The 14,383-nt window shown below is 28.5% G+C and carries 12 protein-coding genes; all 12 read left to right on the forward strand.

Features of this window, described 5'->3' with window-relative positions; translation table 11 throughout:
- The first annotated feature begins 9 nt into the window (after positions 1 to 9).
- The 12 genes from IC214_RS01080 to IC214_RS01135 all read left to right on the forward strand — a co-directional run bounded on the left by IC214_RS01080 (position 10) and on the right by IC214_RS01135 (position 14,272).
- Positions 10 to 1,218: a type II secretion system F family protein gene (locus tag IC214_RS01080; protein ID WP_227436325.1), complete on the forward strand. Its 1,209-nt coding sequence runs from the start codon at positions 10 to 12 to the stop codon at positions 1,216 to 1,218.
- A gap of 15 nt (positions 1,219 to 1,233) precedes the next feature.
- Positions 1,234 to 2,946: a PilN domain-containing protein gene (locus tag IC214_RS01085; protein ID WP_227866141.1), complete on the forward strand. Its 1,713-nt coding sequence runs from the start codon at positions 1,234 to 1,236 to the stop codon at positions 2,944 to 2,946.
- Positions 2,939 to 3,847: a type 4a pilus biogenesis protein PilO gene (pilO, locus tag IC214_RS01090; protein WP_227825275.1), complete on the forward strand. Its 909-nt coding sequence runs from the start codon at positions 2,939 to 2,941 to the stop codon at positions 3,845 to 3,847. Before IC214_RS01085 ends, pilO begins: the two co-directional genes overlap by 8 nt.
- Before the next feature lie 26 nt (positions 3,848 to 3,873).
- Positions 3,874 to 4,440, forward strand: coding sequence for a prepilin-type N-terminal cleavage/methylation domain-containing protein (locus IC214_RS01095; protein WP_227825276.1), 567 nt, complete (start codon positions 3,874 to 3,876; stop codon positions 4,438 to 4,440).
- 38 nt (positions 4,441 to 4,478) lie between these two features.
- On the forward strand, positions 4,479 to 5,006 hold the full coding sequence (locus IC214_RS01100) for a prepilin-type N-terminal cleavage/methylation domain-containing protein (protein ID WP_227436318.1): 528 nt from the start codon (positions 4,479 to 4,481) through the stop codon (positions 5,004 to 5,006).
- 20 nt (positions 5,007 to 5,026) lie between these two features.
- A complete protein-coding gene (locus IC214_RS01105; RefSeq protein WP_227866142.1) occupies positions 5,027 to 6,565 on the forward strand; it encodes a hypothetical protein in 1,539 nt (512 codons plus the stop codon).
- Positions 6,566 to 6,670: 105 nt separating this feature from the next.
- Positions 6,671 to 7,753, forward strand: a complete 1,083-nt coding sequence (locus tag IC214_RS01110) for a type IV pilus twitching motility protein PilT (protein WP_227835014.1) — start codon at positions 6,671 to 6,673, stop codon at positions 7,751 to 7,753.
- A complete protein-coding gene (locus IC214_RS01115; RefSeq protein WP_227436310.1) occupies positions 7,734 to 8,516 on the forward strand; it encodes a prepilin peptidase in 783 nt (260 codons plus the stop codon). Before IC214_RS01110 ends, IC214_RS01115 begins: the two co-directional genes overlap by 20 nt.
- A 198-nt stretch (positions 8,517 to 8,714) precedes the next feature.
- Positions 8,715 to 9,269 carry a prepilin peptidase gene (locus IC214_RS01120; RefSeq protein ID WP_227436308.1) on the forward strand — a complete coding sequence of 185 codons (555 nt, stop codon included), beginning with the start codon at positions 8,715 to 8,717 and terminating at the stop codon, positions 9,267 to 9,269.
- A gap of 13 nt (positions 9,270 to 9,282) precedes the next feature.
- Positions 9,283 to 9,843, forward strand: coding sequence for an aminoacyl-tRNA hydrolase (pth, locus tag IC214_RS01125; protein WP_227483597.1), 561 nt, complete (start codon positions 9,283 to 9,285; stop codon positions 9,841 to 9,843).
- A gap of 16 nt (positions 9,844 to 9,859) precedes the next feature.
- Positions 9,860 to 13,246 carry a transcription-repair coupling factor gene (mfd, locus tag IC214_RS01130; protein WP_227436304.1) on the forward strand — a complete coding sequence of 1,129 codons (3,387 nt, stop codon included), beginning with the start codon at positions 9,860 to 9,862 and terminating at the stop codon, positions 13,244 to 13,246.
- Between the two features lie 30 nt (positions 13,247 to 13,276).
- Positions 13,277 to 14,272, forward strand: a complete 996-nt coding sequence (locus tag IC214_RS01135) for a peptidylprolyl isomerase (RefSeq protein WP_227436302.1) — start codon at positions 13,277 to 13,279, stop codon at positions 14,270 to 14,272.
- The last annotated feature ends 111 nt before the right edge of the window (positions 14,273 to 14,383 follow it).

Genomic DNA, 14,383 nt, shown 5'->3' on the forward strand with positions numbered 1-14,383 from the left:
GATGATATTATGAAAAGTTTTAAGTATACAATAATAAAAGAGGATGGGAAAAAGCAAACTGATGTGATTGAAGCTAATGATTTTAATGAAGCTAAAAGTCTTCTTAGAAAAAGAAATCTTAGAGTTCTTGAAATCAAAGAAAGTAAAAGTAAAAATATAAATATATCTTCTAGAAAGAGAAAAAAAGACTTAGGAGCTGACCAAATAAGCCATTTTTGCAGACAGTTTGCTATTATAGTATCTTCTGGTATAAATAGTATTTCTGGATTAGAAACATTAGCAGGAAGGTCAACTAATGTTACATTAAGAGAAGAAATAAATCGTATAGTAGCAGAGATAAAAATAGGTTCTACTATTGCTGACTCAATGCTTGCACCAAAGTCTAAGTTTCCAAAGTTACTTGGTGCTATGGTGGCTACAGGTGAGGCTACAGGTAAACTAGATGAAGTATTAAAAAGTATGGCTTCATTTTATTCCAGCGAGCATAGAGTTAAGCAAAAGCTTAGAAATGCAGCTACATACCCATTAATAGTTTTGATTTCTTCATTTATAATGATTTTTATATTTACAGCATTTATGGTACCTAAGATGATTAATTCAATCACAACAGTAGGTGCCACTCTTCCACTTGTAACAAGGATTGTTATGGGATTTGGTACATTTATGAAGACATTTTGGCCAATAGTACTTTTAGTTATTATACTGTCTATTTACCAATTTAAGAAGTATCTAAAAACACCAGTGGGTAGAGCTCAAAAGGATAGAGTTATAAATAAGATTCCTGTATTGGGAAAAGGTATAAACTGTATGGTGGCTACACGATTTTCAAGAGCATTGTATCTATTTGTATCAACTGGGTATCCATTAGTTCAAGGGCTTGATTATATTATAGATAGTGTAAATAATACTATGGCAGAAAAGATTTTAACATCAGCAAAAGATGGAATAACAAGAGGTGAAAGTCTAGCAGAAAACTTAGAAAGATATACGTATTTTGATTCAGTTTTAGTGCAGATGATAGCTATAGGGGAACAGACAGGGGAATTAGAGAACATAAGTAGACAGATGGCTGAATTCTATGAATATGAATCCGAAATTTATCTAAATAGAATGGCATCAATGATAGAACCTGTTTTAATAATTGCAGTTGGTATTATAGTTGCGGTACTGGTTGTATCAATATTCATGCCAATGCTTAGTATATATGATGCTATGTAGGAGGGAAAACAACAAATGAATAAGGTTTATGTATCATATTATGGTGATTCTATATCCATAGTTGAAGGCAGATACAAACATGATAAAGATAAATTTTATATAAAAAACTTTAATGTATTTTCAATAGAGGATATTGCTCAAGATTTTTCTAAAGAAAAGTATGCTCTATTGAGATATGCATTAGAAAATGTAAAGTTAAAATCAAAACATATAGTGTTTTGTTTGAATACGAGAGATGTAATTCTAAAACCTCAAAAGTTGCCTAAGATGGATAAAAAAGATTTAGATGGATTTATGAAGCTAGAAATGGATGAAATGATGGCCCTGGAATCAGATGAGTATGTATTTTCATATGAAGTATCTAGTGAGATATCTGATAGGTCAGAAGGTGAAGAGGCTAGTTTAAATCTGATTATTGGGGCTATAAAGAAAGAAGAAATAAATGCAATTGTAGATATAATACATGAATTTGATTTGGTATTGGATAGAATAGATACATTATCAACAGCTTATTTAAGAATTCTCAAGAATTTAGATTACAATGATATAATGGTGACAAATATAAGCGATAATAGCACAATTATAAACATATATAAAAAAGATACTTTATTTATTAGTGATAATATACCAATAAGAATAACTGCTAAAGATATGGAAATGCAATTATTAAATGTGGTCGAAGAGTCAAAAGGACTTATGAATTACTATTCGTCAAGAAACTTTGGTAAGGTAACAGATACTATATTGATATTGGGGAAAAGGTACTCTAATAAATTAATTTATGAGGCTTTTAGTTCTGCATTTTCAAACTATGTTTCTCAAGGTCTTACAGAGATAATGGATATAGCTGATATGGTATCTGGTGATATAGATGAAGATGATATAAATTCAATTGTAGAACTTTTAGGTTGTATGATAGAGCCTAAAGACAAAAAAGATTTTGAAAATATAAATTTTCTACCAATAGATATACTTAGAAAACAAATGAAAGCTAAACAAATAAAAAGTGTAATGAAAATGGCACCTGTGGTTATTTTAGTGATTTCTATTCCATATTTATGTTTAATTTTTTCAAACAGTTTAGCTAATAAAGAACTTGAAAATGTAAATGATGAAATAAGAAATATTGAGTCTGCTTACTATCAAATTGGAAATATAGAAAAAATGATACAAAGTAAAACAGAAGAAATAAAGGTATATGATATGTTAATTGGGAAAAAGGTAAAATGGGAAAATCTATTGGATGATATAGATAAAAATACTCCAAGTAGAGTTGAACTAATGAGTTTATCAACGACTTATCAAAATCTTGGAACTACTAATAAAACTGAGAACTCAAATAACAATAAAACTACCACAAATAAATCAAGTAGTAATGAAACAAAATCAAATACAAAAAGTAGTAGTGATGGAGATAAAGCCAGCAGTGATTTAAATGAAGATAGGACTACAAATGTGTCAGAAGCATTAACTGGAGATAGTGGAACTGATAGTGCTGATACAGATAAAGATGATAAAACACCATTATATGATAAGATACCAAATGTTATAAACATAGAAGGAAATGCTAAAGATTCTTCTTATGTAGGTCAGTTTTTATATAAATTAAAGGGCTTGTATTATTTTGAAGATGTTAAACTGCATAGCATAAAAGGCAATGAAGAGAATTCCAACTATACATTTAATATGACATTATACCTGAAAGAAGGTGTATTAACTAATGAATAAGGACATATTTAAAAAAGATATAAAAGATATATTTAAAATGGAAGTTAGTCTAAAGGGAATCATTATAAAAGTCGTAATTTTACTTGCTATTTTATCCTATGGATATTTTGGACTTTATCCACAATATGAGAAATATGTTTCTACAAAAAATTCTGTAAAACAAGCTACACAAAAATTAAATACATATAAAGAGAAAACAGCTCTTATGCCAAAATATGAAAAACAACTTAAAAATATTGAAACTGAATTAAATGAAAAAAGTAAAAACCTATTATATGATATGCAAGATGGTCTGTTTCTAATTGGTTTAGACAAGAAAATGAAAACATATAATATTGACTTAACTAGCTATGATGTTGGAAATATTAGAGAATATGAACATTTTTATGGAATATCAACAACAATAAGTGTTAGAGGGGATTATAGAAATGTTAAAAAATTGATGGCTTATTTAGAAGAGCAAAAAAATGTTACTCAGATATTAGACTATACTATGACTTCATATATAGAGCCAGAAAAAGAAGAACAAGAGACAACAAGTAATAAAGACTTAATTAAAAATGTGAACATAAATAAAGATACAAAAATATATTGGGTAGAAGGCGAAGATAAATGGCATTTATATAATGACTGTCCATTGATAAAAGAAGGAGAAATTCTTAAGAATGACAAACTTTTAGATAGGTCAACAAGTTATCTATGTAACACTTGTGTACTTAGAGCTGCAACAGAAAAAGAAACAAAAAAAGAAGTAGTAACTCCACAAGCAGAAGGTGTAGTAGAGGCTACATTTAAATTTATAATGTATACTAAAGAAAATACTACAATGATACTTGATACAGATAATCCATCTTCATGGAGACCAGGAAAATATAATCCATTTAAAGCTAGTGCAAAATAAAACCAAATAGGTTTTAAAGATAGGTGATGAGCTTGTACAAAAACAATGAAAGAGGTCTTACTTTATTAGAAATAATAGTAGCTGTATTTATATTGACTATAGTTTTAAGTATTTCTTATAAAGTATTTAATGGTATAACATCAGCAGTAAAAAAACAACAAATCATTACAGATGCTCAAGTAAATATTAATTTAATTAATAAATATTTAAATAGAGACTTAGAAAACTGTAAGGATGTAACAAAGAACAGTTCAGGTAGTGGCTATGAATACAATATAGAAACTCCAGAGAATACAGTAAAGTATGAAGTATCTATAGATACCAAAAACAATACAGGAGTATACTCTGTAACAAGAATTCAAGAAAATACCACTAATACTGAAGATGCACTTAGAGAAGAAATAATTTCTAATCAACCATTAGTTCAAAACAATAAAGAAATGAAGGAAACGCCATTTAAAATAGAAAAACAAGCTGATAAATCTATTTATACAGTAAGTGTATATTATAATGAATCAGTTCAAGAAGGCCAGAAAAGCAGTGATTTAAATAACAAGACTTATACATTTGATGTTATGTCAAGAATTGGGTAAATGGGAATTTATTTAAAAAATAAGTAGGTTGATAAAATATGAGTAAAAAGAGTAATGAAAAAGGATTTTCTTTAATTGAAGTATTAGTAGCTATGGCGATTATGGGAATTATATTATTTGCATTTTTTAATATTATCAATACTAATGAAAAGGCCAACACTAAAAATGAAGCAGATATAAGTTCCTTAAATTATGTTCAAAGTGAAATAGAGAACTTAAGAGAGAAAATAAAAAGTGGAACATTTGATTTTGACAGTCTGGATAAGCGAGAAGATGGAACAGTGGAATATGAAAAATTAATAGATAAATCAAACAAAGTCGTATATGATAAAGTACTTAACAAGGATGATGTGAGTTTATATGATACTCCATATAAAGAGATTACAACAGTAGAAGATAAAGACGGAAATATAATTGACAAGGAAAGTATTACAAACAAAGTAAAGGTTATTGTAGATGATAAAAGTGGTCAAATATACAAAATAACTGCAACGGGGAAAAGCATGAATGACTATTCAAGTAAAAAAGAAGTTAAAATTGTAACTGAAATATTTAAAGATAAATAATTTTACTTGGGGGTGAGATTTTGAGGAAGTATAATAAGATAAAAAACGAAAGAGGGGCGGCGTTAGTTTTAGTTTTGGTTGTAGTAGCATTGCTTTCTATTGTTGGATTGACATTTTCAAATCAGATAGCTAATGGAATAAAATCTACAAAGACTACTAATGAGGGTATACAGGCCAAGTATCTAGCAGATACATGTGTGGAAAATAGTGTTGATAAAGCATATGAAAAATTGTATGATGAGCTTGAAAAAATAGATAATGAACTTAAAAGTGAAAATCAAGAAAAATCAATATCAAGGTCAGCATTAAGAAATATATCAAGTTTGGAACTTAATAATCAAGATGAGGAAAATCTTCCAGTGGAGAGACTTGGGTATATGAATAATATAAAGTTCTATTTAAATAAAGCTGCTCCAGATTTAGAAAAAGCTAGTATAGAGTTAAAAAAATTACAGGGTTTAAATATATTTGAGGATAGGGATATTGAAGATATAGCTGAAACTATTCTTTCACATAGAGATTCTACATTAAGAATTTGTAAGACTTATACTTCTGGAGATATCAGTAAAATAAATGAAAGTATTTTGGTTGGAGATATAGATTCAACTACATTACTTCAGGCAAAGTTAGTAAATAATGATATTCTTTTAAAAATGTTTTTAGAAGGAAATAAAGTTGAAAATGAACATTTAAATGGGACATTTTCATACACTTATAAAGCTTTAGATAGTATTTCTTTGGCAATGCAAAATATGATTGAATACAGACATACATTTCATATTGATGAACCAAAAGTAGAAATATCTGATGGAATTCCAGATTCTCAACAATATTATGACTTAATACAAAATCCTATAATAAATGGTAAGAGATATGGTTGGAATAGTAACTGGGATACATTAGAAAACTTGTTAAAACTCTTACCAAATCAAACTGAAGGATTTAATGCTTTGAGGGTTCACTTGAGAAATAATGTAAGGAAATTTGAAAAATTAAGTGAGAATATATATAGTGGAAATAAAAATACAGCAGAAGATTTTTTTGAATATAAAGAGTTACTATATGAGATATCAGACCAATGTAATCAGTTAAAAAGTATGTCTTATGAGAAAATACCTGTTAAATATGATAATATGACTTTGATAACAACTTTTGATTATATACAAAATGAGCTTTTAGCGGAGATAAAATGTAGACTGAAGGAATTAAAACCTCAAGAAGTTGATAAAACAGAAGACGCTACTATAAAAATACCTTTTTATAAAGCTGACTACGACATGACAAAAGAAAGCTGGCCAGAATTAAAAGAAAATGGCTCAGGGGCAGAGTTAAGTTTAGTAGTAACTGGTGATAAAGATGGAATAAAAGAGGTAGAAGTTAAAGATGGACAAAAAAATATTCTTGGATTAGGTGTTGAAGAAAATTCAAATTCAAAATATGAAGTTGAAGCTAAAGTTAAATTTAATATAAATGTAGATTCAAATATATTAGATAATTATGACATAAAAGATAAAATTTCAATTAGTCATGACATAAGTTCGTACAAAAAAGTAAACTAAACACAAAACTATAACTTAGTATAAACTAATAAGTAATAAAATGACTTTGTATGTTTATTACTAAAAAAGTAAGTAAATTAATAAAAGATATGGAGAATAAATATTATGTATATTTATGATTTATTAGAGCAAGCAATAAGTTTAAAGGCATCAGATATACACATAACAGTTGGTACAAATCCTGTAGCTAGAGTAAAAGGTGGATTTGTAAAGCTAAGTGAACAAATCTTGACACCAGAGATAACGATGCAAATGGCAAAAGACATAGCAGGGGAATCTATGTTTAAAGTAATAGAAGAACATGGAGAAGCTGATTTTTCAGCTTCTCTAAAAACTGGAGAAAGATTTAGGGTAAACTCCTATAGACAAAAAGGAAATTATGCAATAGCAATAAGAACTATAACAGCAGAAATACCAACTTTTGAGAAACTAGGACTTCCAGAAAACATAAAATCTTTTACTGAAAGACATAAAGGATTGGTTTTAGTTACAGGACCTACAGGAAGTGGTAAAAGTACAACACTTGCAAGTATGATAAATATAATAAATGAAACGCAACAAAAACATATAATTACACTAGAAGACCCAATAGAGTATGTCCATCACCATAAACAAAGTTTAGTAAACCAAAGAGAAGTAGGAACTGATACAGAAAGTTTTCACTCAGCTCTTAGAGCTATTTTACGTCAAGACCCAGATGTAATACTAATAGGGGAAATGAGAGACCCTGAGACTGTGTCAATAGCGTTAACAGCCGCAGAAACAGGACATCTAGTATTTTCAACACTACATACAGTTGGTGCTGCTAAGACAATAGACAGAATAGTGGACATGTTCCAGCCAGCCCAACAACAACAAATAAAAACTCAATTGTCTACAGTGTGTGAAGGGGTAGTATCACAACAATTACTTCCTACATCAGATGGGAAGGGTAGGATAGCTGCAATTGAATTGATGTTTGCAACACCAGCAATAAAAAATCTAATAAGAGAAGGAAAAACATATCAAATTCCAAATATGATACAAACTGGAGTTAAAGCAGGTATGAAAACTATGGATCAAGATTTAATGGAACTTTATAAAAATGGAAAGATTACAAAAGATATGGCACTTAGTAGATGTACTGACCAAGAATTTATGACTAGAATGATAGGTGGAGTAAGTTATAATGGAAATTATAGTCGTTAATTTATATGTATTTGTAGTTGGGCTAGTATTTGGAAGTTTCTTTAATGTTTGTATTTTTAGGATTCCAGAAGGTATATCTATCTCTAGTCCCCCATCTCATTGTATGAGTTGCAATACTAGATTAAAGACTATGGACTTAATACCAGTTTTTAGCTATTTAATGAGTGGGAGAAAATGCAGATATTGTGGTGAGAAAATTTCTAGTAGATATGCTATAGTAGAGTTAATTACAGGAATTTTATTTTTAACAGTATTTATGGTTTATGGAATATCCATATCAACTATTTATTATTTGGTTCTTGTATCTTTATTAATTGTAATAACATTTATAGATATTGACCACTTTATAATACCAGATAGGATACTAGTTTTTGGGGCTATATTTGCTATAATTTTTAATCTTCTACTAAAAGAAGTTTCAATTAAAGATTCTATTATAGGTGCTTTTGTATGTGGAGGAAGCGTTTGGCTTATAGTAGTTCTAATTGAATTCATAATAAAAAAAGAATGCATGGGTGGAGGAGATATTAAACTATTCGCAATGTTAGGCTTATATATGGGTGCTAAAAATGGTCTTTTAACAGCTTTACTGAGTGTTTATGTAGGGGCAGTATATGGAATTTGTGTGATAGTTTTGAGCAAGATAAAGGGAAAGAAATACAATTCTGTTATACCTTATGGGCCATTTATATCAATTGGAGCATTAATAACAATTTTATTTGGAAGACAATTACTTGAATTTTACTTTTCTATACTTATGTAGAGGATAGTTAAATTTAATGTAATTTTAATTTTTATAAAAGTGAATTAAAGTAATCAATAAGGACAATATTATTATTAACCCTACTACAGAGTACTGTAGACTATGGAGTATATAATAATAATTTCCTTATTTTTTGCATATTTGATAAATAAATCCTTATATATTTTTTGTGATGGATTAAAGAAAAGTTCGTATAATATGCTTTTTATTTACATAGTAACTGTAGTTTTATCTGTATTAATATATCTAAAATTTGGGATTAGTACAGAATGTGTACAATATATAGTATTGATTCCATTTTTAATAATTATATCTATTATAGACTACTACACAATATATGTATATGATATAACAATAGTTAGTGGTATAATAGTTCAAGGTGTAATTTTTTTAATCTTTTGCAATATAGTGCAAATTGACTATATAAGTCATATATTTGGACTGGCAATAGGTTTTATTATACCTTATATTATTGCTAAATTTACAAAAGGATTAGGCTATGGAGATGTAGGTCTCTATAGCTTATGTTGCTTTGCATTGGGAAATAACTATGGATTTTATGTGATAATTTTATCATTTATTTTAGCATTTTTATTTTTTGTTATTTTATATGTAATTAAAATTTTTAAAAATATAAATATCAAAAAACAAATTCCTTTTACACCATTTATTTCTCTAGCGACAATTATAATAATATTTACAGAGTATAATATATTTGATTTTTATTATAGTTTGTTATATAAATTTCTATAACAGGAGGTAAAAAATGTACGTAGTAGTAGGGTTAGGAAATCCAGGAAAAAAATACGAAAAGACTAGACATAACGTTGGATTTGATGTCATAGATATTCTTGCAAAAGAATACAACATTAGTGTTACTAAAATAAAACACAAAGCTTTAATTGGCGAAGGTAGAGTAGGTGCTGAAAAAGTATTACTAGTAAAACCACAAACTTATATGAATTTAAGTGGAGAAACATTAATAGATATATATAAATATTATAAGGTAGATTTAAATAATATAGTAGTAGTGTATGATGATATAGATTTAGATGTTGGAAAGATACGCATAAGAAAAAAAGGAAGTGGTGGTACTCATAATGGAATGAAATCTATAACGAAGTGTTTAGGTTCAAATGATTTCCCAAGAGTAAGAGTAGGTGTATCTAAGCCAGAAGTTGGCCAAGACTTAGCAGATTTTGTACTTTCTAGATTTAGAAAAGAAGAATCTGATAATATAAATGAAGCACTAGAAAAAGCGGCGTGTGCTGTTGACTCAATAATAAGAGAAAATATAGACATGTCTATGAACAAATACAATGGATAGTGAGAGGGAGATTTAAATGAATGATGTTTTTTTATATCCTTTGCAGAACTCAAAAGAGTATAAAGATATAATAAACTGCATAAAAAATACAAAAGGCTCATTATTGGTTAATGGACTTTTACCAGTACAAAAACCTCATATATCATATTCTATGTTTAATGATTTGTCACGACAAATGATTTTTATCACAAGTAGTGATTTAGAAGCAAAAAAAGTATATGAAGATTTAAATTTTTATGTTGGGGATAAGGTCGAATATTTAGGGTTTCAAGATATTTACTTTTATCATTTAGATGCAAAGGACAGAAACGAAGAAGCAAAAAAATTAAAGGTGTTGTTAAAACTAGCAAAGAAAGAAAAAATAATTTTAGTGACTTCTATTGAAGCCGTTTTAAGAAAATATATACCAAAACAAGTTTTACTTGATAGTGTGTCTCATTACAAAGTGGGGGATAGTTTAGATTTAGAAAAATTAACTGAGAAGTTAGTTTCCTTAGGATATGAAAGAGTTTCAAAAATAGAGGGGTTTGGTCAATTTAGTATAAGAGGTGGAATTATTGATGTGTTCTCGCTTGAGTATACAAATCCGATTCGTATGGAATTATTTGATGATGAGATAGATTCCATACGAACTTTTGACGTATTTTCTCAAAAATCAATTGATAAATTACAACAATTCTCTATAACCCCTTCAAGAGAATTTATTTATCCAGAAAAAACTACAGATGCATTAGTTAGATTAAAAAAAGAAACAACTAAAAATACTGATGAAGGAACCTTTCAAAATATAGAATATATATCAAGTAAGACCTATTTTGAAGGTGTAGAAAACTATATAGATTATATCTATCCAGAAGAAAACAAAAGTATATTTACTTATCTAGCAGATGATGCAATAGTATTTATCAATGATATAACAAGACTTAAGGAAAGATGTGAAAATTACTTAAATGAGTTTAGAGAAAATTACAAATTAAACCTTGAAAGAGGTTTAGCTATTAAAAATCAAGGAAAACTATTATACCACTATACAGATTTAGAGTACCTAGTAAAAGACAAGTCTGTAGTCTTAAATTCACTATTACCAAAGTCTATAAATAACTTTTCTGTAAAATCCATAATAAATTTTGAAAGTAGAGAAGTACCTACATTTAATGGAAAAGTAGACTTACTTGTAGAAGAATTAAATCGGCTGAAATACAATGGCTATAAAATAATTTTGGCTACAAATACATTGGAAAGAGCAAATAAATTAGGAAAAGATTTATTGGATAAAGGCTTAGAAACAACTGTTTCTAAAGATAGAGATATTGAAATTAAATCTTCTCAAATTGTAATTGTACCTGCACATATAAATAGTGGTTTTCAGTATAAATCCATAAAATTTGTTGTTATAACAGATAATGAAATGATAGGGGTCTATAAGAGAGCCTCTAAGACTAGTAATAAAAAAGCCAAAAAAGGAAAGAAGATAGAGTCATTTTTAGATTTAAGCGTTGGAGATTATGTAGTACATGAAAATAGTGGTGTAGGTAGATACACAGGAATTGAACAGATTACAGTTAACGCCATCAAAAAAGATTACATGAAAATAGTTTACCAAGGTGGAGATAATTTATATGTACCAATAGATCAGATGGATAAAGTACAAAAATATATTGGTGCAGAGGTAGAAAAAGTTAAGTTAAATAAGCTTGGAACAAATGAGTGGACAAAGGCAAAGGCAAAAGTCAAAAAAGAAATTGAAGATATGACAAAAGACTTAATTGAACTCTATGCAAAACGTGAAAAGATACAAGGGTATAAGTTTTCAAAAGATACACCTTGGCAGGCAGAGTTTGAATCCTTGTTTCCATATCAAGAAACAGAAGACCAATTAAAAGCAATAGAGGAAACTAAACATGATATGGAATCAAGTAAAGTAATGGATAGACTTGTTTGTGGAGATGTTGGCTATGGAAAAACAGAAGTAGCAATTAGAAGTATTTTTAAGGCATGTATGGACCAAAAGCAGGTTGCAGTATTAGTACCAACAACGATACTGGCTCAACAGCATTACAATACATTTAAAGAAAGGTTTGAAAATTATCCTTTGAGAGTGGAAGTTTTGAGTAGATTCAAGACTCCAAAGCAACAAAAGCAGATTATTGAAGATGCTAAAAAAGGGTTAGTAGATATTTTAATTGGTACTCATAGAATAATATCTAAAGATATAAATTTACCAAACTTGGGTCTTGTAGTTATTGATGAGGAACAAAGATTTGGTGTAAAACACAAAGAAGCTTTAAAGAAAATTAAATCTACAGTAGATGTTCTTACACTTTCAGCAACTCCTATACCAAGAACTCTACATATGTCTTTAAGTGGGATAAGAGATATGAGTGTTATAGAAGAACCCCCGCAAGAAAGACATCCTGTAATAACGTATGTTACTGAGAGTAAGGAAAGCGTAATTCAAGATGAAATAGAAAGAGAATTAAGCAGAGGTGGACAGGTATTCTTCGTATACAATCGAGTTGAACATATTGAAGAAATGGCAAGTATGATTCAAAAGCTTGTGCCAGATGCTAGAGTAGCTGTTGCACATGGAAGAATGACTTCTAAATCACTAGAAAATATAATCTTAGGATTTTTAAATAAAGACTATGATGTGCTAGTGTGTACTACAATAATAGAAACAGGTATGGATATATCCAATGCAAATACCATGATTATATACGATGCAGATAAAATGGGATTAGCTCAGTTATATCAGTTAAGAGGTAGGGTTGGAAGAAGTTCCAGACAAGGATATGCATATCTCATGTATGAAAAAGATAAGACTTTAAGTGAAATAGCAGAAAAAAGATTAAAGGCTATTAGGGAATTTACAGAATTTGGATCAGGCTTTAAAATAGCTATGAGAGACCTTGAAATCAGAGGGGCTGGAAATATTTTAGGTTCTCAACAACATGGTCATATGGCAGTCATAGGTTATGATTTATATGTCAAAATGCTTAATGATGCAATCAAAAAGGTTAAAGGTGAGCCTATTGTTGAGGAAATTGATGTTGAAATAGATTTAAGTGTAAATGCATATATTCCAGACAATTATATTAAGGATGAATTGATTAAGATTGAAATGTATAAGAAGATTGCTTCTATTGAAAATAGGGAAGATATGTTGGATATACAAGAAGAACTTGAAGATAGATTCTCTGATATACCTAAACCAGTACAAACACTACTTACAATAGCTTATATAAAATCATTGTGTAAGATATTAAAAATAGAAAAAATTAGACAAGTGAAAGATGAAATATTATTAGTTCCAATAACAAAGTATAGAACTAAACAAAAAATAGGTTATAATATAGTTACAGAATTAGAAGAACTGTTAGAAAAAATGTGCAAGGTAAAATAACTTGTAAATTTAAGAAGGGATGTTTTAAATTTGAAAAAAGTAATAACGTTAGTAATAGCTATGATAGTTGTAGTATCAATAACAGCTTGTAGCGCAAGCACAGATGGAACTGTAGCAACAGTAAATGGTACAAAAATATCATCAGATGAATTTAAAAAAACTATAGCTCTTTATAAAGATTCTATGGAACAAACTTATGGAAAAGACATTTGGGACAAAGAAGTTGAAAAAGGAGTAAAGTATAAGGACAAGTTTAAAGACTTAATTCTTGAACAACTTATAACTACAGAAGTCATATATTCACAAGCTAAAAAAGATAACTTACTTCCTAAAAAAGAAGATGTTGAAAAAAGTTTTAAAGATTTAAAAGACGCTATGAGTAAAGATGAAAATTATAAAAAACAACTTGAAAAATTAGGTATAGATGATACATTTTTAAAAGACCAACAAGAAAAAGATTTAGCTATGCAAAACTATCAAGCTAATTTTACTAAAGAAACTAAAATATCAGATGAAGAAATGAAAAAATACTATGATACACATAAAGATGAATTCAAAAAAGATGAAGTAGAAGCTTCTCATATTTTATTAAAAACAGTAGATGATAACAATAAGCCACTTTCAGAAGCGAAGAAGGCAGAAGCCAAGAAAAAAGCTGAAGAAGCCCTTAAAGAAGTTAAATCAGGTGAAGATTTTGCAAAGGTTGCAAAGAAATATTCACAAGATGCTTCAGCAAGTGATGGTGGTAAATTAGGATTCTTCTCAAGAGGTCAAATGGTAGCTGAATTTGAAGAAGCAGCGTTTTCTATGAAAAAGGGTGAAATATCTAACTTAGTTGAAACTCAATATGGATACCATATAATTAAAGTAACAGACAAAGTAAATGAACAAACACCATTTGAAGATTCTAAAGAAACTATAAAAGAACAATTATTAAAAAATAAATATCAAGAGAAAATAGAAAAATTAACTAAAGAAGCTAAAGTAGAAAAAGATGAAAAAGTAATAAATACAATCACAATATAAAAACTAAAAAAATAGTAATATGCTTAAAAAAGCTATATCTGGAGAAGATATAGCTTTTTTTGTATATTTTTCTTAACAATGGTAAAAATAAACTTAAAGTAATTTATGGAG

Origin of the sequence: Clostridioides sp. ES-S-0190-01, assembly GCF_020658275.1 — a bacterium.
Taxonomy (GTDB): Bacteria; Bacillota; Clostridia; order Peptostreptococcales; family Peptostreptococcaceae; genus Clostridioides.